This is a genomic window from Agrobacterium sp. GW821-FHT14E08 (assembly GCF_058803865.1).
This window is the reverse complement of sequence record NZ_JBXAPJ010000001.1, coordinates 422,678-444,047: the sequence shown is the minus strand read 5'-3', so window position 1 is coordinate 444,047 and position 21,370 is coordinate 422,678. Positions and strand designations below refer to the sequence as shown.

Here is a 21,370-nt window from a genome sequence, read left to right as displayed (position 1 = left end):
CCAGTCAGGGCGCGTCTGCGTCGTGGGGAATGAGTCCCTGCAATCAAAGACTTGCTCGTTCCGAAAATAACGGTCGAGAGTGATTGCGAGCGATCTTCCCACGCTCGACATCATCCTAGGGTCTGTCCCGAGGATCTATCCACGTATCGTAAAATCAACCCGTTGCAGATGCTCGGGACAGCCCCGAGCATGATAGAGAAGAAGGCTTCAGCCGTAATCGTCATCACATATTGGCGTAAACCGGCCCCTCGCCACCCTGCGGCGGCACCCAGTTGATGTTCTGGTTGGGATCCTTGATGTCGCAGGTCTTGCAGTGCACGCAGTTCTGGGCGTTGATGACGTAGGTTTCCTCGCCATCCTTCTCCACCCATTCGTAGACGCCGGCTGGACAATAACGTGTCGAGGGCCCGGCATAGACGTCGTGTTCGGAGCGCTTCTGCAACGCCATGTCCTTCACCTGAAGATGCACCGGCTGATCCTCCTCATGGTTGGTGGAGGAGAGGAACACCGAGGACAGGCGATCGAAGGTCAGAACGCCATCGGGTTTCGGATAGGTGATCGGCTTGTGTTTCGAGGCCGGTTCGAGGCTCTCTGCATCCGTCTTGCCATGCTTCAGCGTGCCGAAGAAGGAGAAGCCGAACAACTGGTTCGTCCACATGTCGAGACCGCCAAGGCCGACACCGATGAGCGTGCCGAATTTCGACCACAGCGGCTTGACGTTGCGCACCCGCTTCAGGTCCTTGCCGATATCGCCGTCGCGCCATTCGGCCTCGATCTCCACGACCTCATCATGGACACGGCCGGCCGCAATCGCCGCGGCGATCTTTTCCGCCGCCAGCATGCCCGACAACACCGCATTGTGGCTGCCCTTGATACGCGGCACATTGACGAAACCGGCGGAACAGCCGATCAGCGCGCCGCCGGGGAAAGTCAGCTTCGGCACCGACTGGTAACCGCCCTCGGTGATGGCGCGTGCGCCATAGGAAATGCGCTTTCCACCCTCGAAAGTATCGCGGATGGCCGGATGCGTCTTGAAGCGCTGGAATTCCTCGAAAGGATAAAGATAGGGGTTCTTGTAATTGAGATGGACGACGAAGCCGACGGCGACCAGATTATCCTCGAGATGGTAGAGGAAGGAACCGCCGCCGGTCTTGAAACCGAGCGGCCAGCCGAAGGAATGCTGCACGAGGCCCTGTTTGTGGTGTTCCGGCTTGACCTGCCACAGTTCCTTGATGCCGATGCCGAATTTCTGCGGCTCGCGATCTCTGGAAAGCTCGAATTTGGAAATCAGCTGCTTGGCGAGCGAGCCACGCACACCTTCGCCGATCAGCACATATTTGCCATGCAGTTCCATGCCGCGGGTGAAGGCAGGACCCGGTTCGCCATTCTTCTCGATGCCCATGTCGCCGGTGGCGACACCGATCACCGCACCCTCGTCATTATAAAGCACTTCGGTGGCGGCAAAGCCCGGATAGATCTCGACGCCGAGCGCTTCCGCCTTTTCCGCCAGCCAGCGACAGACGAGGCCAAGCGAAACGATGTAATTGCCGTGATTGTTCATCAAGGGCGGCATCATGAAATTCGGCAGGCGGATGGAGCCGGCCGGCCCTAAGAACATGAACTGGTCGTCCTTGACCTCGGTCTTGAAGGGATGCCCCTCCTCTTCCCGCCAGCCGGGCAGCAGCCTGTCTATGCCGATGGGATCAACCACGGCGCCGGAGAGAATATGCGCACCGACTTCCGCGCCCTTTTCGAGAACGACAACCGAAAGCTCCGGCTCCACCTGCTTCAGGCGGATCGCGGCGGCAAGACCCGCAGGACCCGCGCCGACAATCACAACGTCGAATTCCATCGCTTCGCGTTCGGGCAGTTCCATCGCTTCCGTCATCTTGTCCTCTCCGCATCGCCGGTCCCATCCGGCTGTTGTTATATCCGCTTTTTGGCATCTTCGCCGCATTGGCTGCGCCGGTCAAAAGCCATCCGCGACACCGCATTCACCAGCGCCTGTCTTCGCAAAGCAGGACGCCTTTGTCGAGCTTCTATAGCGGCAAAACATGTCGCACGCCACTTAATTGTCAGACAACCTGATGAGTAATTTATTACTTTTACGTTCACGTAATATGAGGATAAGGGTGACATGTTTAGGCGTCAAGAGCCGTTACCGTTTGGCGAGCGCCAGTTACTCCCCGGCAAGGCGCTGGCAGCCACCATTGCCATTCTGGTGATCGGGACTAGTGTGGCAAAGACGAGCGATCCGATTGGCAGGCAAGACACATGAAAACAGCTATCGTCTTCGACTGTGAATTTCTCTGCATTCAGGGGTCGCAAGGCCGGTTCTGGTGTGCGGCAATCGATCCTGATCCCGTCATCGCCCAGATCGGCGCGGTGAGGATCGGCCTTGAAGCCGATTTCCCTGTTCTGGAGACCTTCAAATCCTATGTCACGCCTGTTGACCGGTATGGCGACAGATATGCGCTCGATCCATATTTTACAAACCTCACCGGAATTACCGAAGAACAGATCGATGAGAAGGGCACAAGCCTTCATAAGGCGCTGGCGGATGTGGAAATGTTCTCACAAGGAGCGAAATTGTGGTCCTGGGGGAAAGACGAACTGAATATGATGGCGATCAGTTGCTATATTGCCGGTATAAGCCCGCCAATTCCTGCATCCCGGTTCGATAACGCCGTCAAGCTGCTGCTTGCCGCCGGAATGCCCCTTGAAGACCTTGCCCGAACACCAAGCAACAAACTTGCGGATTATTATGGTATCGATCACCCCGTTCTCAAAGGACACGATGCGCTGGATGATGCCCTGTCGGTTGCCTACACGCTTCAGCATCTTCTGCGGTCCGGGAAACTTCAGCCCTCGGCGTTTGACCGTTAGAGGTCGATAGCTGATACCAACCCTCCATCCAGGGCGTTATTCTGGCGAGGCCTGCGACAGGGTTTTCCACTCGTCCTTCAAAACAGCATAGATGAACTCGTCACCCCACGTGCCATTGAAGCGGTCATTCTGAATGAGATGTGCTTCCCGGCGCATTTTGAGACGTTCGACGATCCCGATCGAGCCGCGGTTCAGGGTGTCCAGCCGGGCAAAAATCCGGTGAAATCCAAATACGTCAAAACCCAGCCCGATCATCGCCTGCACGGCCTCGGTGGCATAACCCTTTCCAGAGAAGGACGGATTGAAGATATAACCGACTTCAGCCTGCAGCGCTTCCCGGCTGGCGATTTTCAGAAGCACCTCGCCAATCAGCGCGTCATCATCGCGCCGGATTACCGCAAGCCGCAGCGTATCGCCATCCTCTTTGAATGAACCCACCACTATCTCGGCGAACTGAGCCGCGAGCGCCGTCTTCCGGGGCGGTGAGGCGTATAGAAATCTGTAGACGTCGCTGCGACCGTGATAGTCGGCATAAGACGGGAAATCCTCATCCCGGAACGGGCGGAGGATCAGACGTGGCGTCTGTAGCGACGAAAAACTTGACTTGTCCATGAATACCCATTTGCCAATAACCCCGCCCATGTAGGTTTCGAGCGGACAGATGCAAGACGGCTCAGGGCGAGTTACGCCCCTGCCGGGATCGCGCAAATGTGGTCCGGCCGGCCACAGTATGGTTGTTACCGTGGCCATTTTCACCTTGCCGGACTGTTCCTCTCCGAAGAGGTCAGCACTTGTCCAGCGAAAGGGCAAGGTCGGCGACAAGATCGCCCGGATGTTCGATACCGATTGACAGCCGGATTTTGAGTGAAGCGCGCGCCTCTTTTCAGGCAAAAATACGCGCTCTGCTTTCCAGGTCGTGACTGACCCTTGCGTAGGGAGCGGGTCCGAAACTGATCCGGGCGACGCCGATCTCTGCCAATGCGCGAACCTCTTCCGTATCTCCCGATGTCATGACGTTGATCGGCAGCGTTGTCTGTCGGCATATTTTTTCGATCAGCTTTTTATCCTTCAGCCCAGGCACGAAAAAGCCATCCGCGCCTGCTGCAGCATAGGCGGCCTCGCGGGCGAATATTTCGTCCAGCAGGGTTGCATGATCCACCCCTTCCGCTGACTTCAGAAACACATCCGTTCGTGCATTGATGAAAACCGGGATACCGGCATCACTTGCCGCGCTGCGGACCGCCCGAAGCCGATCCGACTGGTGACCGATGTCATGCAGACCCTTGCCGTGCACCACCTGATCTTCGAAGTTCAATCCGATGACGCCGAGGGCAAACAGGCGGCCAACATTTTGCCTGACGGCGGCGGGGGTATCTGCGTAACCGCCTTCAAAATCCACGGTGAGAGGCAGATCAATACTTTTCGTTATGCGTGCGACGACTGACAATGCGTCATCCAGTGGCATTTCCTCACCATCCGAATAACCCTGTGCCGCGGCGACAGACCAGCTTCCGGTGGCTATCGCCTTCGCCCCGCCACGCGCAACGGCCACCGCACTTCCCGCATCCCAGATGTTGTAGAGGACGATGGGATCACCCGGAATGTGCAAGCTGCGGAATATTTCCGCACGTTCGATTTGACTGTTCATAGCGGTCTCTCCTGTGATCGATATTGCCGAGCTTTTGCTCATCCAATCAGTCGTTACAGGCGGCCGAAGCCGCTGCAACAATCCGGAAAACTGCTAACACTGGCCATGCGTTGCGACCGCCGATTTTCGGGCGTCGATGTCCTTATTTTCGAGCACTGCGTGCGGCCAGTCTCGGGCGTCCCGCTCAGATCGCCCATTCCTCATCCGTCGTAAACACAATCGTCAGCCAGCGATCCGCATCCTCGCCACCAAGCGCGTCGCCGATCTCGTCACGGATCGCGTCCCATTCTTCCAGACGCCGGGCCGGCCAGTTCTTCGGCACGATGAAGAAGAGTTCGATCTGACGGCCGCGGCCGACGCGGGCGACATAGGAATAATGCGAGGCGAAACCGAATTTTTCGACGGTTTCCGCCGCCACCCGGTCCACATGCTGCTTGAATTCCAGCGGCGTCACCAGAAGGATGTCGGCGAGCGCCTGCTTCACATTGCCGAGTGGCATGGGGATGATGACAAGGCAGACCAGGGCCAGCACGGCGGGGTCGATATAGGGGGCGATCCACGCCTGACCTGTCCCGGTCAGCCCGTAACCGATGGCGAAGGCTAGGAAGAGCGCGACGCTCAGGAGCGCGCTCATCAGCCAGCTTTTGGCGTCCAGCGCCACGAAAGCCGATTTCAGCCGGCGGTTCTGGCGTTTGACGAACCATGCCATGGCAAGCGAGACCGCAAAGCTGACAAAGGTGACGATGATGGCATAATCGAACTCGATCGATCTGCCGCCATCCATCAGGCTGTCGACGGCATTGATCAGGGCATAGATCGCAGCCCCCATCAAAAGTGTGCCGTTAAGGCCAAGCACCATCGGCTCCAAATGCCAGAAACCCATGGTGAAACGCTCTGCCAGCCTGCCACCCGGCCTGGGCGCTGCGGAGGCGGCGATCAGCCGCGCCACGAGCAGCGCCAGCACCGTCATGAAAGCATCGGTCAGGGCATAAACCCCGTCGAACACCACCGCGAAGGAGCCGGAGAACAAGCCTGCGCCGATGCCGAAGGCGGCCAGAAGAACAGTGACGGCGATGGAGAATTTTAGCAGAGATTGTTCTGTCATGGCGCGTATTTGACCTTCAAAAGCGGGCGTTGCCTTCCTATAAACAGGGCAGACCGGGCGGGATAGCGAAAAATCCATGCGATTTTAGCCTGAAATCCCGTTCGAAATCACGATCTGCTGCAAACAAGACAGGACACAACCCATGGATCTCGGCATTTCCGGCAAACGCGCTCTCGTTCTCGCCTCCTCACGCGGCCTTGGGCTGGGCATTGCCACGGCGCTGGCGAAAGAAGGCGCCAATGTCCTTCTCGTCGGCAGAAGCGGTGAGAAGCTGGATGCGAACTGCAAGGCGATCAATGCGCTCGGCAAGGGCAAGGCCGACTGGGTCTGGGGCGATCTTGCCGATGACAATTTCGTCGAGAGCATGGTTCAGGCGGTCAAGGACAAGCTCGGCGGCATCGACATTCTCGTCAACAACACCGGCGGCCCGACACCGGGCCTTGCACAGGAGATCACGACGGACAAGCTGGAGACGTTCTTCCAGTCGATGGTGCTGCGCGTCATCACGCTCACCAACGCGCTTTTGCCGCAGATGAAGGAACAGGGCTTTGGCCGCATCCTGACCGTCGCCTCCTCCGGCGTGTTCGAACCCATCCCCAATCTGGCGCTCTCCAATACGCTGCGCGGGGCGCTGGTGGGCTGGAGCAAGACGCTGTCCTCGGAAGTCGCCGGTTTCGGCATCACCTCCAACCTGCTCCTGCCCGGCCGCATCCACACCGACCGCATCGACGAGCTGGATGGCGCCAACGCCAAGCGTCTGGGCAAAAGCGTCGAGGAAATTCGCGAGGCCTCCGTCAAGAGCATTCCGGCCGGCCGGCTCGGCACGGTGGAAGAATTCGCCGCCGCCGGCGCTTTCCTCTGCTCGGTACCGGCAAGCTACATCACCGGCACGATGCTCAGGGTAGATGGCGGCGCGGCGAAGTCTAACTGACGCCGAAAGGAACCGGGCCGCTCAAGAGGCCGCTCCGTAGACCACGACGCGGTTTCGGCCCGTATTCTTGGCCTCATAAAGCGCCGTGTCGGCACGGCGCAACACATCGCTGGCGCTCTCTCCGGGATTGGCAAAGGCAATGCCGGCCGAGCAGCTATAGCGGAAATCCGGCACATCACTCAGCGGTGATGCCTCGCGCAACGATGCCAGCAATGTCTGCATGATGTTTTGCGCACTCAGCATGCGCGAGCCGCCGAGAACGAGCAGAAACTCCTCGCCGCCGATCCGCCCGATCAGATCGTCGCGGCCGCCGGCGGCGCAGAGGCGACCGGCGAAATCCTTCAGCACCATATCGCCGCTCGCATGGCCGAAACGGTCATTCACCGCCTTGAAGTGGTCTATATCCATGATGATGACGGCAAGGGCCTGGGCCTTGTTGGGACCGAGCATGTGGTTGAGGCTATCCATGGCGTAACGGCGGTTGCCGAGGCCGGTGAGTTCGTCGCTCAGCGCCGATTTCAGCGCCCTGTCACGCTCCTGCCGCAGATCGCGCAATTCGATGCCGAGTTCGGAGACATCGGTGACCACGCACAGCATCCAGCCGCCGGGCAGCGTCGTTTCCGTGGTCAATATCCAGCGCCCGTCAGTCAGGCTGGTCTCGATGGTGCGGAAGGGTAATTTGCCGCGCCTCGTTCTGGCGGAACGCAGCCACAGTTCGAAATCGGTGGTCTCTATGGCCGTGCCACTGGCGTTGTGGTAGCCGCTGCGCATCAGCTCCACCCATGTCGGGAAATCTTCCGGCCCCATGCCAAGGGCCAGGCGGAACGCGGAGTTGGCAAAACGCAGCGTGTCGCCGCCGTCAAAAAGGGCATAACCCTGCTGCGACGCTTCCATCAGCTCCATGAGGTGACGATTAAGGTCTTCCGCGTCGCCGCGCACGAGGGCGGGCTGCTCCGACGGCACTTCTTCAGGCAAGGAACGGGCCGACTTGCGGGACATTGAGGCTCCGTCTACAAACGCAACAAATATAAAAATAAACTGCTCTTAAACGCTATATTTCAGCCTTATACTCGGCTTATGCAAAAAAATATTTAATGCAACCGACAAGACTCCGTTCCGTCGACGGTGATTACTTCATGCAAATGTCACAATAAACGCGAGCGCGGCGCTTGCCATTCCGCCGGGCTTGTGCAATCAACCGCCCTCCTCTGACATCGGGACGCCAAGGGCATCCCTTATTTTCACGCCGGGCCGCTTCCAAGGCCGGGCGGTTATATCTATCGGCGACAAGGAATATGGCGATGACGCAAAAGCGGGCTCTCGGCCTCGATTTCGGCACGACCAACACGGTCATGGCTCTTTCCAATGGCGGCGGCGACAGCCGCTCCATGCGTTTCACCAGCAGCGCGGGCACGGATGACAGCATGCGCACGGCACTCTCCTTCATGAAGGATTCTGGCCTGGGCGCTGCCGCCCTGCATGTGGAAGCTGGCCATGCCGCCATCCGGCAATTCATCGACAATGCGGGCGATTGCCGTTTTCTGCAATCCATCAAGACCTTCGCGGCCTCGCCGCTCTTCCAGGGCACGCTCATCTTCGCCAAGCGCCAGAGCTTCGAAGATCTGATGGATGTATTCCTGCGCAAGCTGAAGACCTATGCGGGTGCGGAATGGCCGGGCGACGTCTCCACCGTCATCGCCGGCCGGCCGGTGCGTTTCGCCGGCAGCAATCCGGACGAGGCGCTGGCGCTTGCCCGTTATAACGAGGCGCTGGGCCGGGCCGGTTTTCCGGAAATCCACTATGTCTACGAGCCGGTGGCGGCCGCCTATTATTTCGCCCAGAGCCTGAAAAAGGATGCCAACGTGCTGGTGGCGGATTTCGGCGGCGGTACCACCGACTATTCGCTGATCCGTTTCGAGACCCATGCCGGCAAGCTTTCCGCCACCCCCATCGGTCATTCGGGCGTGGGTGTTGCGGGCGACCATTTCGATTTCCGCATGATCGACAATCTCGTCTCGCCGGAAATCGGCAAGGGCAGCAAGTTCAAAAGCTTCGACAAGGTGCTGGATGTGCCCTCCGGCTATTACGTCAATTTCGGCCGCTGGAACCAGCTGTCGATCTTCAAGACCTCGAAGGAATTCACCGACCTGAAATCGCTGGTGCGCTCGGCGCTGGAACCGGAAAAACTCGAACTCTTCATCGACCTGGTGGAGCATGATGAGGGTTATCCGCTCTATCAGTCGATTTCCGCCACCAAGATGGCCCTGTCCTCCTCCGAGGAAGCGGAGTTCAATTTCGCGCCGCTCGGTAGGGCCGGTCGCAAGACGGTCAAGCGCAGCGATTTCAACAGCTGGATCGCCGAGGACCTTGCCAAGATCGAGGGCGCGCTGGACGAGGTTCTGGAAAAGACGCAGGTCGCACCTGATGCAATCGACAAGGTGTTCCTGACCGGCGGCACCTCCTTCGTACCGGCGGTGCGGGAGCTTTTCACCCGCCGTTTCGATGCGGACCGGATCGAAACCGGTGGCGAATTGCTCTCGATTGCCCATGGTCTCGCAATGATCGGCGAAAGCGGTGACATTCAGCGCTGGACAGCGTGATTTACGGGTTCCCCGGGCGGCGAACATGGGATAATTTCCAGCCATGATCGCCGCTCACGACCTCTCCCCGGCCGAACTTGCCGCCCTCCTGCATTTCCATGCGGATGCGGGCGTGGACTGGTTGCTGGAGGACAGTCCGCTCGACCGTTTCGCCGAATTTGCCGCCGCCCGCGCTGCCCGCCCGGTAGCGGGGCAAGAGGCACCCGCCCGCCGAGTGGAGACCGGTGGGGCAGAACGCCATGCCGAGACGTCGCAGCGGCAGGCGCCGGGGCGCAACGCTCCGGCAAGAGGTGCTGCGCAGGCTGGCGCACTTCAGCAACCGGCCGTTCAGCAAAATGTCGCCGTGCCGGACGAACAGGCCGTGGCAGCCGCCCGTTTTGCGGCGGAAAGTGCGCGGTCTCTTTCCGAACTGAAAACCGCGCTTGAGGGGTTCAGCGGCTGCAACCTCAAGAACAGCGCCCGTAACACGGTGTTCACTGAGGGCGATCCTGCCTCCGCCATCATGGTCATCGGTCCCATGCCGGATGCGGATGACGACCGCGAGGGCCTGCCCTTCGCCGGCAAGACGGGGCTGCTGCTCGACAGGATGCTGGCGGCCATCGGCCTTGAGCGCAGCGCGATCCTGCTCGGCAATGTCCTGCCCTGGCGACCGCCGGGCAACCGCCCGCCGACTCAGGCCGAAATCGATATTTGCCGCCCCTTCATCGAGCGTCAGATCGCTCTTGCGGAGCCGAAATACCTGTTGCTTCTGGGCAACTTGACCGCACGTTTCTTTTTTGGCGGCACCGGAACGATCCATACGCTGCGCGGACAGTGGCGTGATGTCGCAGCCGGACATATGGTTTTACCGGCTCTGGCCAGCCTGCATCCGCAGGAACTTTTGAACGCGCCTGCCTCCAAGTCATTGGCATGGCAGGATTTATTAGCGTTTCAGGCAAAAATCTCCGAAGGCTGATTGCCTTATTCTTGCTCAGTGTAAACGAATTATGAAAAAAGCCATGCACAATGCGCATAACAGCGGCGCATTTGGCCGCCTTGCCGAATCCATGCTGCGCTGCGATATAGGCGCCATGTCTTGGGAGGAATTCGGTTTAAGGAACCAAGGCAATGACCACTCGCTTCCGTCCGGTGCATTCCGGCTTTGAAACACTCCGTCTGGCAGGCCTCGGCCCTCGTTCCAGTCAGGGTTACCATCGTTTCGGCGCTGCCGCTAACGAACAGCTGACCGCACGTGCTGCCATGCAGCAGGTTCGCGTCACACGTCCCGCAGCTGTCTTCGCGGATTTCCGCGAGCGCTGAGAGCATTCAGGCAGGCGTAAAATCCTGTCCATATAGATGATTGCGCGCTGGCGTCTTTCTTCGGGAAGGCGCCTTTTGCTTTTGCGTGTTTTTCGCGAGGCTGTGACAAGGTCTTGAGCCGACTCACAGGGTTGCAGTGCCGCCCGGCCGTCCCTTCTTCCGCCAACGCCAGTTGAGGCGAAAACTGCACTTTTGTCTCGTCCTCGGCCATGCGTCTTCCGGCTCCGTCATTCGGCCTTGAGCCGCAATCCAGCCAGCCCAAGTCCTTGGGCTGAAACGGCTCGTCTCGCCGCGCAGACGCGCGTCGGCTGAATCCCGGCTCAGGGCCGGGATGACGGAGAAGAAGCATTTTTCGTGAGATTCAGCGGATGAGAATGCCGCGCGCCTATCCTGAGAACATGCAGGACGCGTAGATTTGGGCTCCCTCACCCCTGCGGGGTCGAGGCCTTGCGCGCCGCCCGTCTCGCCAGCCCCAGCTGATGCTCGCGGAAGATGATGAAGATGCCCGCCATGATAACGATTGCCGTGCCGATCAGCATGGTGATGGTGGGCACGTCTCCGAACAGTATATAGGAGACGACAATGCCGAAGACGATGGAGCTGTATTCGAAAGGCGCGATGGTGGAGACTTCCGCGTGGCGATAGCTCTCCGTCAGGAAGATTTGCGCGACGCCGCCGCAAATGCCGCTGGTAATCAGCAGGATGGACTGCCTCATATCCAGGTCGCTCCAGCCGAAGGGCACGCTCACCAGCGACAGCAATGTGGCGGTGAGTGAGAAATAAAGCACGATAGTCGGCGTCTTTTCCGTGTCCACCAATTGCCGCACCTGAATCATGGCGAGGCCACCGAGTGCTGCGCCGCAAAGCACGGCAATCGCGCCCAGCCCTTCGCCGGAGGCAAAGCCGCCTTCTCTCAGAAGCGTCATCTTCGGCCATAAAATCACCAGCACGCCCATCATGCCGACGAAAACCGCGCTCCAGCGATAGATACGCACTTTCTCACGCAGAATGAAGGCCGCAAAGACCACGGCCAGCAGCGGCGACGCGTAACCGATGGCGATGAATTCCGGCAGCGGCAGCATGGTCAGCCCATAAAAACCGCAGGCCATGGACAGGATGCCGAGAAAACCGCGCTTGAAATGGCCAAGCAGATTGTTGGTGTGCAGCGCGCTTGTCAGCGCATGCAGCCAGGCCAGATAAACGACGATGGGGATGATGGCGAAAGCGGAGCGGAAGAAGGTGATCTGGCCGGCCGGCACATCGGGACCGGCGGCCTTGATACAGGTCTGCATGACAAGAAAAAAGCCGACCGAAATCAGCTTCATGCTTATCCCGCGAAAGGGATTTGTCGGCTCGGCGTTCATTGGCAGTTACTCATATCGGCTGCGCAAACACGCCATCGGGAAATTTTCATGCAGGGAAGGACAACGCAGGGGAATTGGATTTATGCAAGGCTAGAGCATTCCTCCGGCGCTTTACATCAAAAAATGTTATTCGCCCATGAATTCGGTTGATCCGACCGTAACAGGACATTGCTTTCGTCCAATACAGGCGAGGCATGCTAAAATTTGAAGAAAATAAAATACAATTTCAGCAATCGTTCAACATTTGCTGCGATGGTCCGCAGGTCCGGCAGCGGGAGGATCGTCTGCGGGGCCGGAAAAGCCTTCCATGGCGGGACAGAATGTCCTCCGACGCGCACATGAACGTGACGAATACTGCACCTATTTTACATCCGGGCCTTATGACGACATGATGCCCGGAGGACAACGACAAAGTTATTCAGGAACAGTCATGCGAACAGACACGGGCCAGATCGTTCACCTGGCAGATTACCGCCCCACCGATTTCGTTCTGGAGCGGGTGGATCTCACCTTCGAACTCGACCCCAAGAATACCAAGGTCGAAGCCCGTCTGATCTTCCACCGCCGGGAAGGCGCTGACGAGACAGCTCCCCTCGTTCTCGATGGCGACGAGCTGAAGCTTTCGGGGCTGCTGCTCGACCAGGTGGAGCTTCCCGCCGGCCAATATGACGCCACGCCGGAAAGCCTGAGCATCCGCAATCTGCCGATTGAGGCGCCCTTCGAAATCTGCGTCACCAATTACATCAATCCGCAGGTCAATACGCAGCTGATGGGGCTTTACCGCACCAATGGCGTCTATTGCACCCAATGCGAGGCGGAAGGTTTCCGCCGCATCACCTATTTCCCCGACCGCCCGGATGTTCTGGCGCCCTATACGGTGACGATCATCGCGGCGAAGGAAGGCAATCCGCTACTGCTGTCGAACGGCAATTTCCTCGGCGGCGGCAATTACGATGAAGGCCGTCACTTTGCGGCATGGTTCGATCCGCATCCGAAACCCAGCTATCTCTTCGCGCTTGTCGCCGGCGATCTCGGCGTGGTCGAAGACACATTCACCACCATGTCCGGCCGCGACGTGGCGCTGAAGATATACGTCGAGCACGGCAAGGAGCCGCGTGCGGCCTATGCGATGGACGCGCTGAAGCGTTCAATGAAGTGGGACGAAGAGCGTTTCGGCCGCGAATACGACCTCGATATTTTCATGATCGTCGCCGTATCGGATTTCAACATGGGCGCGATGGAGAACAAGGGTCTCAACGTCTTCAACGACAAATTCGTGCTGGCCGACCCGGAAACAGCCTCCGATGCTGACTACGCCAATATCGAGCGCATCATCGCGCATGAATATTTCCACAACTGGACGGGCAACCGCATCACCTGCCGCGACTGGTTCCAGCTCTGCCTGAAGGAAGGCCTGACGGTTTATCGCGATCAGGAATTTTCCGCCGACATGCGCTCACGCCCGGTCAAGCGCATCGCCGATGTGCGTCACCTGAAATCGGAACAGTTTCCCGAGGATTCCGGCCCGCTGGCACACCCGCCGCGCCCCGATACCTATCGTGAAATCAACAATTTCTACACCACGACCGTTTATGAAAAGGGTGCCGAAGTCACCCGCATGATCGCCACGATCCTTGGGGAAAACGACTTCAAGAAGGGCATGGACCTCTATTTCGAGCGCCATGACGGCGAAGCCGCCACCGTCGAGGATTTCGTCAGGAGCTTCGCGGATGCCAGCGGCCGTAACCTCTCGCAGTTTTCTCTGTGGTACACCGAAGCGGGCACGCCGCTCGTCTCCGTCTCCTCGGCTTACGACGCCGGCAACGCCACCTTCAGGCTGACGCTGGAGCAGACGACCGCGCCGACACCCGGCCAGCCGGTGAAACAGCCGCGTCATATTCCGCTGTCGCTGGCGCTGATCCTCGACAATGGCCAGATCGCCGAACCGCAGACCGTCGAAGGCGGCGACTATCGCGACGGCGTGCTGCATCTGACCGAACGCAACCAGACATTCTCCTTCTCCGGCATTTCCTCGCGGCCGGTGCTGTCGATCAATCGTAGCTTCTCGGCGCCGATCAATCTGGATTTCGAGCAGAATGCGGCCGATCTGGTGCAGATCGCCCGGCATGAGACGGATATGTTCGCCCGTTTCCAGGCGCTGACCGATCTTGCCCTGCCGGCGCTGATTGCCGCCACCAGGGCCGTTCAGAATGGCAAGGACGTTCAAACGGATGCGGAACTGACCGCAACGCTCATCGAAATCATCGGCAACGACGCCCTTGAGCCCGCCTTCCGGGCTCAGGCGCTGGCCTTGCCGAGCGAAACGGATATTGCTCGCGAAATGGGCGGCGACAACGATCCGGACGCCATCCACAAGGCGCGCAACGCCACCATCAAGGCCATTGCGACAGCCGGGCTCGAAACGCTGCGGCGGCTTGCCGACAGCACGGCTGATGGCGAGGCTTACAGCCCGGACGCAGAAAGCGCTGGACGCCGCTCGTTGCGCAACGGCGCGCTTACCTATCTCGCCTTTGCCGAGGAGACGCCGGCCCGCGCGGCGAAGGCCTTTGCCGACGCCACCAACATGACCGATCTCGCCCATGCGCTCAGCGTCCTGACCCAGCGTTTCCCGGAAAGCACGGAAACAAAGGAAGCGCTTGCCGCCTTCGAAACACGCTTCGCCGACAATGCGCTGGTGCTCGACAAGTGGTTCTCGCTGCAGGCCGCCATTCCGGGCGACGGTGCGCTCGACCGGATCAAGGCGCTGATGAAATCCAAACATTTCATCGCCACCAACCCGAACCGGGTACGCTCGCTCGTCGGCACGCTTGCCTTCGCCAACCCCACCGGCTTCCACCGTGCCGATGGCGCGGCCTACCGGTTCCTGGCGGAACAGATCATCGCCATCGACAAGCGCAACCCGCAGCTTGCCGCCCGCATTCTCACATCCATGCGCTCCTGGCGGTCGCTGGAGGCAAGCCGCGCCGAACACGCCAAGGCGGCGCTTTCGACGATCGCCGACGCCAAGGGACTGTCGACGGATGTAAGCGACATCGTCGGGCGCATCCTGAAGGGCTGACCGCCCCACGCCAAAACTCCGGACAATGCCGATACGCCGTCTTGATCGCCATCAAGGCGGCGTATCGCGTTGCGCGACATGATGGTTCGCGAGAGGCCGGGAACGGCTGAAGAGACCGGAAAGGAATTTCAGATGACGGACATGTCCAAGACCAGCGCTTCGTTTCAGCGCCTCATGACCGATGCTCCGGCCCACAAGGCGGCATGGTTTCAGGCCGTGCAGGGTCTAGGGGCGGCGTCCACGCTTGATGTGAAAACGCAGAGCCTGATCTATATCGGCATTCTTGCCGCCCTGCGTCTGGAAAGCGGTCTCGCCTTTCACGTGATGGAAGCCAAGGTGCGGGGCGCAAGCCGCGACGATATCATCAGTGCGTTGCTGACCGGTCTTCCCGCTGCGGGCAATGGCGTGATCAGTGCGCTTGGCCCGGCTCTCGAGGCCTTCGACGGAGCCTGACGCCTGTTCCAGCGACGTTCCGCAAAGACCGGATCAGATTGCCGGCTCACTGATTTCGTTCATAATTCCCGCCTTAGCCAAAGCGGAAACAGACCGTCCCGAAAAAATACGGAGTCGGTTCAAGGGGTTAAAATTCTTTTAACTTTTGCCTCTGGACACGGCGAATCGCATTTGATTCACTAGTCATATTCGAGCGGCGGCGCTTCGAATCAGTGGGGACATCTTGAAGGCGGGACAATGACGAACGTGCGGCGGGCGACTGCGGGCGATGAGCGGCCGTATGCCAAATTTTCTGATCTTGCGGCCTGGAGCGAAAGGCTCTCCAGCGACCTGATGGGTTTGATGAATGGCTCCGACCGCCCGGTCTTGCAGGTCGAGACCCTGCTGAAGCGCCTGATCCCCATTCTCATCCTCGCCTTCCTCGTCGTCGTCGCTGCGTCACGCATGCTGGGCATCGCTGCCGAATACGGCCGCATGGAAGAGGCCGCCCGCCACTCCACGGCGTTGACGGCGCTGACTGCCAAGGCGGCTCTTCTCAACAACGGTTCGGTCTTCGCCTCGCAGGAGCGCACCCAGGCAGAAGCTGCTCTCGTTGCGGCGCTGCCGTCCGGCAGCCTTGCCGATGGCACCATGGTGCTTCTCTCCGGCAGCAATGGCCGCATTTTCGCAGGCGCTGGCAAGGAAGCGATGCTTTATATCGGCACGTCGCTGCCGGCTTTGCTTCCGGAAATCGCCATCGTGCAGCGTTTCCCCGGCGCACCCGGTACCATCGAGACCAATATCGACGGCCAGCAGCACTATGCGACGATGATCCCCTTCGGTGACGATGGCGCGATGGTGATCGCGGCCCGTTCGCTGCAACCGATCCGTTCTTTCTGGCGCAGCGAAATCGCCATGAACGTGACGCTGTTCGCCGGCATTTCCTCGATCCTGCTGGTCGTGCTCTATGCCTATTACATGCAGGTGAAGCGCGCCCGCGACGCCGACGATATCTTCGCCGAATCCAACCTGCGGGTCGAAACCGCGCTGTCTCGCGGCCGCTGCGGATTGTGGGATTTCGATCTTTCCAGCCGGCGCATGTTCTGGTCCGGTTCGCTTTACGAAATTCTCGGGCTGCCGCCGAAGGCCGCACCGCTGTCCTTCTCCGACGCCGCCCGCATGATGCATTCCGAAGACGGCAATCTCTATGAGCTTGCCCGCGCCGTCGGCTGCGGCAACCTGCGCCAGATCGACCAGATCTTCCGCATGCGCCATGCCAAGGGCCATTATGTCTGGCTGCGCGCCCGCGCCCAGGTCATCCGCACCAATAACGGCCCGCGCGTCATCGGCATCGCCATGGATGTGACCGAGCAGCACCGCCTTGCGCAACGCTACGCCGAGGCCGACCAGCGCCTTGCCGACGCCATCGAATCCACCTCGGAAGCCTTCGTGTTGTGGGACAAGAACGACCGTCTGGTGATGTGCAACACCCATTACCAGAAGGCCTATGGCCTGCCGGACAGCGTGCTGGTGGCAGGCACGGAAAAAAGCACCGTGCATGCGGCCGCCGCCCGCCCGGTGGTGGAGCGGCGGGTTGCTGACCCCGATCAATCAGGCCTATCGCGCACCACCGAAGTGCAGCTTGCCGATGACCGCTGGCTGCAGATCAACGAGCGCCGCACCCGCGATGGCGGCCTCGTCGCGGTCGGCACCGATATCACCCTTCTGAAGCGCCATCAGGAGCGCCTGCGCGATTCCGAGCGCCGGCTGATGGCCACCATCGGCGACCTCTCCGCCTCGCAACACAAGCTGGAGCGGCAGAAGACCGAGCTTTCCGACGCCAATGCCAATTACCTCGCCGAAAAAGAGCGTGCGCAGGCCGCCAACCGGGCGAAATCCGAATTCCTTGCCAATATGAGCCATGAGCTGCGCACGCCGCTCAACGCCATTCTCGGCTTTTCCGACATCCTGCAAAACGAAATGTTCGGACCGGTCGGCTCGCCGAAATATTCCGAATATGCCCGCGATATTCACGATAGCGGCAAACACCTGCTCAACGTCATCAACGATATTCTCGACATGTCGAAGATCGAGGCGGGCCATATGCGCATCAACCGCGAGACCATCGATCTCGCGCCGCTGATCGAGGAGACCCTGCGCCTGACGGCCATTCAGGCCGAGCAGAAGAACATCACCGTGCAGCAGAAGGTCTGCGCCGGTCTCACCATGCAGGGTGACCGCCGCGCCATGAAGCAGATCATGCTCAACCTGCTCTCCAACGCCGTGAAATTCACCGGCGATGGCGGTCGCATCGCGCTGCGCACCCATGTGCATCAGGCCGCGATGATCCTTACCATCGCAGACACCGGCATCGGCATTCCCGCCCAGGCGCTCAACAAGATCGGCCAGCCTTTCGAACAGGTGCAGAGCCAATATGCCAAGAGCCAGGGCGGCTCCGGCCTCGGGCTCGCCATTTCCCGCTCGCTCGTGAAGCTGCATGGCGGCACGATGAAAATCCGCTCGTGTGAGGGCCGTGGCACGGTGGTGACGATCATCATTCCGCATGCGGCGGGGTGCTGCGGGACGGTGCATTGAGGTGGCGTCGGACGCGCTGACTGTCCTGCAATACGTAAAGCTCGAATGCGCGATACCCCCCTCTGCCCTGCCGGGCATCTCCCCCACAGGTGGGGAGATCAGCTGGGAGCTAACGCTCGCTCATTCGCAACGTTAGAGATGGGCTGAAGAGTGCCGCATATCGATCTCCCCCCTTGAGGGGGAGATGCCCGGCAGGGCAGAGGGGGGTGAAGCCTCACCCACCATTCTTCACCGTCGCCACAAACGCCTTCCGCACCGCTTTCGCCAGCCGCTTCACCTCCCCCTCCAGTGTGGGAATGTCAGGGCAATCCCCCGCCCGGCAAACGAGATCGGTGAGGCCCGCCGGCGCTTCCTTCGGGTTGAAGGCGCCATCGATGCATAGCCGTACGATCTGCGAGATTTCGGTGTAGAGCGCCATCGCCGCCATGCATTCATCAAAGGCCTGCGGCTCCATGACAGGGGCAGCGAGCGCCTGCAGCGCCTCGGCCGTGTTGCGCCCCGGTTCATGCCCGGCAAGCCCCTTCACCGGCCCCACCAGCGCCAGGTATTGGGCAATGAATTCGAGGTCGATCAGCCCGCCATTGATGAGCTTGAAATCCCAGTTGTTTTCCGGCGGCTTTTCCTGCTCGATCAGGCTGCGCATCTCCAACACATCGGCGGAGACCTTGGCCACGTCACGTTTCTGGGAAAGGATGGAGGCGATGATGCGGCGTGCATCTTCCATCAGCGAGGCATCGCCGCAGATCAGGCGGGCGCGGGAGAGCGCCATATGCTCCCAGGTCCAGGCTTCCTCGCGCTGGTATTTCTCGAAGGCGGAAATGCGCGTCGCCACCGGGCCCTTGTTGCCGGAGGGGCGAAGCCGCATGTCCACCTCGTAAAGCACGCCCTCCGCTGTTGGCGCGGAAAGCGCCGCAATCAGCCTTTGCGTGACGCGGGTGAAATAGCGAACCACATCGAGCGGTTTTGCGCCGGTGGATTCATGAGCGGCATCGTCATAGTCATAAAGCAGGATAAGATCGACATCCGAGCCCGCCGTCAGCTCAAAGGAGCCGAGCTTGCCCATGCCCATGACAGCGACGCGCCCGCCCGGATAAGGCCCATGCGCCGCTTCCATTTCCGCCAGAACGGCATTGAGCGCCGCCTCTATCACCAGATCGGCCAGATGGGTGAAGGCGCGGGCGGCGACCTCGCCACGGATCGCGCCGGTCAGCAGCCGAACGCCGATCAGGAAACGCTGTTCGGCGGCGAAGATGCGCAGACGGTCGAGAATATCCTCGTAATGGCGGGCATTGGAGAGGAAATTGCCCATGCGGTGGGCGAGATAGTCGCGCGTCGGCACGTCGCTCATCAATGCCGGGTCCAGCATGCCGTCGAAGACATGCGGGCGGGCGGCGATGATTTCCGCAAGACGCGGGGCCGAAGACATGATCATCACCAGAAGCGACAGCAGCGCCTGATTGTTGCCGAGCAACGAGAAGAGCTGGATGCCGGCCGGCAGACCGGAGAGGAAATTGTCGAAACGCAGCAGCGCCTCGTCCGCCCGCTTGCTTTCACCGAAGGCGCGCAGCAGGTCCGGCGTCAGCTCCGTCAGCCGCTCGCGCGCTTCCACCGATTGCGTCGCCCGGTAACGGCCGTTGTGCCAGGTGCGGATGACGCGGGAAATATCCTCCGGTCGTCCGAAACCGAGCGCTGACAGCGTCTTTAACGTATCGGGGTCATCCTTCTGGCCGGTGAAGACCAGATTGCCGGCCTCACCGGAGAGCTTCGTTTCCTGTTCGAACAGGGCCGAATAACGACGCTCCACCAGCCGCAGCACCTCTTCCAGCTTTTCGGAAAAGGCCTTGGTATCTTCAAAACCGAGCATGAAGGCGATGCGCTTCAATTCGGTTTCGGTGTCGGGCAGCACATGTGTCTGCTCGTCGCGCACCATCTGGATGCGGTGCTCCACCTCGCGCAGGAACCAATAGGCGTCCGTCAGGCTGTCACGCGTTTCGGCATCGATCCATTTCGCCTCAGTCAGCGCCGCAAGCGCCTCCTGCGTTGCGCGCACCCGGAGCGCCGGCATACGCCCGCCGGCAATCAGCTGCTGGGTCTGGGCGAAGAACTCGATCTCGCGAATGCCGCCGCGCCCGAGCTTGACATTGTGGCCCTTCACCGCAATCGCGCCATGGCCCTTATGGGCGTGGATCTGCCGCTTGATGGAGTGAATATCGGCAATCGCCGCGTAATCGAGATATTTGCGGAATATGAAGGGCGTCAACTCGCGCAGGAAGTTTTCGCCCGCCTTGATGTCACCCGCCACCGGCCGCGCCTTGATATAGGCTGCGCGTTCCCAGTTCTGGCCCCTGCCCTCGTAATAAAGCAGCGCCGCCTCCACGGGAATGGCGAGTGGCGTCGAGCCGGGATCTGGCCGCAGCCGCAGATCGGTGCGGAAGACGTAACCATCGGCCGTGCGCTCCTGCATGATGCGCACCAGACGGCGCATCATACGGCCGAAATTCTCCGTCGCATCGTAGGGATCGTCCATGATACCGGCTGAAGGTTCGAAGAACACCACGGCGTCGATATCGGAGGAATAATTCAGTTCGCGCGCGCCGAGCTTGCCCATACCAAGCACGATCAGGCCGGAACCCTCGCTTGGGGCGGCCACGTTCTTCAGTTTGAGCTTGCCGCTCTCATGGGCGGCCAGCAGCAGGTGATCGATAGCGGCGGAAAGCGATGCATCCGCCATGTCGCTCAGCCAGCGTGTCGTATCACGGGCGGTGAAGATGCGCGCCAGATCGGCAAGCGCCGCAACGAAGGAAAGCCGCCGCTTGGCGATCCTCAGCCGTGACATCACTTCGTTTTCCACGGGCACGCCACCCTCTTCGCCCGGCCTCCAGCAATCGCGCGCTTCACGGACGAGATCGGCAAGCAGCGGCTCCAGCGGCTTTGAAATCGCAAGCGTCAGCAGCCCCTCATCCGCCGCCGCCATGTCGCGCAGATAGGGCGAGAGCGTGAAAGCCGCAGCGATGAAATCCTTCAGCGGGCTTTCGGCGGCGAGCAGCGCCGCCACCGCCGGTTCGGCCTTGGCGATATCCTTGAGCGTCGAGAGAACGGATTTCAGTTCCGTCTGCGTATAGGGGCGGATCACACCCGGCAGAACCTCGCTCAGCCGCCTTTCAGCGGTTTCCCGTTTCGTCACTGTCTCTCTCCCTCTCCCGGGCGCCCTGCGCTTCGACGCTGCCTGATTTTCGGGAAGGATCACTCCCCGCAAAATCGTCCTGCCGCCGCGATTGTCGAAGCTTTCGGGCGCATACACCCCGCGTTGTAACAAATGCGGGGCGCTTTGCGATCAGGAAAACCGTTTTTACCGATCTTTTCCAGGTCCCGGCATGCGGAAGCGCCATTTCGGTCGTGGCCGGCAATCTCGCGTAATGTCTCCGCAATTG

General features: G+C 60.2%; 15 protein-coding genes. 8 read left to right on the top strand and 7 right to left on the bottom strand.

Annotated elements, in window-relative coordinates; translation table 11 throughout:
- Positions 1-223 precede the first annotated feature (223 nt).
- Entirely contained in the window at positions 224-1,888 is a 1,665-nt protein-coding gene (locus tag AC1ROR_RS02165) for an electron transfer flavoprotein-ubiquinone oxidoreductase (protein WP_142169734.1), read from the bottom strand.
- A 386-nt stretch (positions 1,889-2,274) separates the two neighbouring features.
- On the opposite strand from AC1ROR_RS02165, the gene AC1ROR_RS02160 reads away from it, so the two are divergent.
- Positions 2,275-2,886 carry a 3'-5' exonuclease gene (locus AC1ROR_RS02160; RefSeq protein WP_498588492.1) on the top strand — a complete coding sequence of 204 codons (612 nt, stop codon included), beginning with the start codon at positions 2,275-2,277 and terminating at the stop codon, positions 2,884-2,886.
- 36 nt (positions 2,887-2,922) lie between these two features.
- On the opposite strand, the gene AC1ROR_RS02155 is transcribed toward AC1ROR_RS02160, so the two are convergent.
- From AC1ROR_RS02155 to AC1ROR_RS02145, 3 genes are all read right to left on the bottom strand, one after another.
- A complete protein-coding gene (locus AC1ROR_RS02155) occupies positions 2,923-3,498 on the bottom strand; it encodes a GNAT family N-acetyltransferase (protein ID WP_498589158.1) in 576 nt (191 codons plus the stop codon).
- A 271-nt stretch (positions 3,499-3,769) separates the two neighbouring features.
- Positions 3,770-4,534 (bottom strand): isocitrate lyase/PEP mutase family protein, encoded by a 765-nt coding sequence (locus AC1ROR_RS02150; protein WP_498588491.1) that lies wholly within the window; start codon positions 4,532-4,534, stop codon positions 3,770-3,772.
- Positions 4,535-4,718: 184 nt separating this feature from the next.
- On the bottom strand, positions 4,719-5,639 hold the full coding sequence (locus AC1ROR_RS02145) for a cation diffusion facilitator family transporter (RefSeq protein ID WP_498588490.1): 921 nt from the start codon (positions 5,637-5,639) through the stop codon (positions 4,719-4,721).
- 142 nt (positions 5,640-5,781) lie between these two features.
- Between AC1ROR_RS02145 and AC1ROR_RS02140 the strand changes: the two genes are divergently transcribed.
- On the top strand, positions 5,782-6,570 hold the full coding sequence (locus AC1ROR_RS02140) for an SDR family oxidoreductase (RefSeq protein WP_498588489.1): 789 nt from the start codon (positions 5,782-5,784) through the stop codon (positions 6,568-6,570).
- Between the two features lie 21 nt (positions 6,571-6,591).
- Here the strand turns inward: AC1ROR_RS02140 and AC1ROR_RS02135 are convergent, their stop codons facing one another.
- The gene (locus AC1ROR_RS02135) at positions 6,592-7,569 is read right to left on the bottom strand and encodes a sensor domain-containing diguanylate cyclase (RefSeq protein ID WP_498588488.1); all 978 of its coding nucleotides are present in this window, start codon (positions 7,567-7,569) and stop codon (positions 6,592-6,594) included.
- Between the two features lie 302 nt (positions 7,570-7,871).
- On the opposite strand from AC1ROR_RS02135, the gene AC1ROR_RS02130 reads away from it, so the two are divergent.
- The 3 genes from AC1ROR_RS02130 (at position 7,872) to AC1ROR_RS02120 (ending at position 10,469) form a co-directional block, all read left to right on the top strand.
- Positions 7,872-9,170 carry an Hsp70 family protein gene (locus AC1ROR_RS02130; RefSeq protein ID WP_498588487.1) on the top strand — a complete coding sequence of 433 codons (1,299 nt, stop codon included), beginning with the start codon at positions 7,872-7,874 and terminating at the stop codon, positions 9,168-9,170.
- A 43-nt stretch (positions 9,171-9,213) separates the two neighbouring features.
- Entirely contained in the window at positions 9,214-10,125 is a 912-nt protein-coding gene (locus AC1ROR_RS02125) for a uracil-DNA glycosylase (RefSeq protein WP_498588486.1), read from the top strand.
- Between the two features lie 152 nt (positions 10,126-10,277).
- Positions 10,278-10,469 (top strand): hypothetical protein, encoded by a 192-nt coding sequence (locus tag AC1ROR_RS02120; RefSeq protein ID WP_035218182.1) that lies wholly within the window; start codon positions 10,278-10,280, stop codon positions 10,467-10,469.
- Positions 10,470-10,894: 425 nt separating this feature from the next.
- On the opposite strand, the gene AC1ROR_RS02115 is transcribed toward AC1ROR_RS02120, so the two are convergent.
- Entirely contained in the window at positions 10,895-11,833 is a 939-nt protein-coding gene (locus AC1ROR_RS02115; RefSeq protein WP_498588485.1) for a DMT family transporter, read from the bottom strand.
- A 430-nt stretch (positions 11,834-12,263) separates the two neighbouring features.
- Here AC1ROR_RS02115 and pepN point away from each other — a divergent pair, with 430 nt between their 5' ends.
- From pepN to AC1ROR_RS02100, 3 genes are all read left to right on the top strand, one after another.
- The gene (pepN, locus tag AC1ROR_RS02110; protein ID WP_498588484.1) at positions 12,264-14,912 is read left to right on the top strand and encodes an aminopeptidase N; all 2,649 of its coding nucleotides are present in this window, start codon (positions 12,264-12,266) and stop codon (positions 14,910-14,912) included.
- A gap of 132 nt (positions 14,913-15,044) precedes the next feature.
- Positions 15,045-15,365: a carboxymuconolactone decarboxylase family protein gene (locus AC1ROR_RS02105; RefSeq protein ID WP_498588483.1), complete on the top strand. Its 321-nt coding sequence runs from the start codon at positions 15,045-15,047 to the stop codon at positions 15,363-15,365.
- Between the two features lie 237 nt (positions 15,366-15,602).
- Positions 15,603-17,939, top strand: coding sequence for a PAS domain-containing sensor histidine kinase (locus tag AC1ROR_RS02100; protein ID WP_498588482.1), 2,337 nt, complete (start codon positions 15,603-15,605; stop codon positions 17,937-17,939).
- A gap of 214 nt (positions 17,940-18,153) precedes the next feature.
- On the opposite strand, the gene AC1ROR_RS02095 is transcribed toward AC1ROR_RS02100, so the two are convergent.
- Complete coding sequence (locus tag AC1ROR_RS02095; protein WP_498588481.1) at positions 18,154-21,123, bottom strand: bifunctional [glutamine synthetase] adenylyltransferase/[glutamine synthetase]-adenylyl-L-tyrosine phosphorylase; 2,970 nt, start codon at positions 21,121-21,123, stop codon at positions 18,154-18,156.
- Between the last annotated feature and the right edge of the window lie 247 nt (positions 21,124-21,370).

What these genes read in the sequence shown, in the direction of transcription:
- AC1ROR_RS02125 (WP_498588486.1), top strand. Translation starts at nt 9,214, where the DNA reads ATGATCGCCGCTCACGACCTCTCCCCGGCCGAACTTGCCGCCCTCCTG.
- AC1ROR_RS02135 (WP_498588488.1), bottom strand. Translation starts at nt 7,569, where the DNA reads ATGTCCCGCAAGTCGGCCCGTTCCTTGCCTGAAGAAGTGCCGTCGGAG.
- AC1ROR_RS02120 (WP_035218182.1), top strand. Translation starts at nt 10,278, where the DNA reads ATGACCACTCGCTTCCGTCCGGTGCATTCCGGCTTTGAAACACTCCGT.
- AC1ROR_RS02160 (WP_498588492.1), top strand. Translation starts at nt 2,275, where the DNA reads ATGAAAACAGCTATCGTCTTCGACTGTGAATTTCTCTGCATTCAGGGG.
- AC1ROR_RS02140 (WP_498588489.1), top strand. Translation starts at nt 5,782, where the DNA reads ATGGATCTCGGCATTTCCGGCAAACGCGCTCTCGTTCTCGCCTCCTCA.
- AC1ROR_RS02155 (WP_498589158.1), bottom strand. Translation starts at nt 3,498, where the DNA reads ATGGACAAGTCAAGTTTTTCGTCGCTACAGACGCCACGTCTGATCCTC.
- AC1ROR_RS02105 (WP_498588483.1), top strand. Translation starts at nt 15,045, where the DNA reads ATGACGGACATGTCCAAGACCAGCGCTTCGTTTCAGCGCCTCATGACC.
- AC1ROR_RS02100 (WP_498588482.1), top strand. Translation starts at nt 15,603, where the DNA reads ATGACGAACGTGCGGCGGGCGACTGCGGGCGATGAGCGGCCGTATGCC.
- AC1ROR_RS02115 (WP_498588485.1), bottom strand. Translation starts at nt 11,833, where the DNA reads ATGAACGCCGAGCCGACAAATCCCTTTCGCGGGATAAGCATGAAGCTG.
- AC1ROR_RS02145 (WP_498588490.1), bottom strand. Translation starts at nt 5,639, where the DNA reads ATGACAGAACAATCTCTGCTAAAATTCTCCATCGCCGTCACTGTTCTT.
- AC1ROR_RS02130 (WP_498588487.1), top strand. Translation starts at nt 7,872, where the DNA reads ATGACGCAAAAGCGGGCTCTCGGCCTCGATTTCGGCACGACCAACACG.
- AC1ROR_RS02165 (WP_142169734.1), bottom strand. Translation starts at nt 1,888, where the DNA reads ATGACGGAAGCGATGGAACTGCCCGAACGCGAAGCGATGGAATTCGAC.
- AC1ROR_RS02150 (WP_498588491.1), bottom strand. Translation starts at nt 4,534, where the DNA reads ATGAACAGTCAAATCGAACGTGCGGAAATATTCCGCAGCTTGCACATT.
- pepN (WP_498588484.1), top strand. Translation starts at nt 12,264, where the DNA reads ATGCGAACAGACACGGGCCAGATCGTTCACCTGGCAGATTACCGCCCC.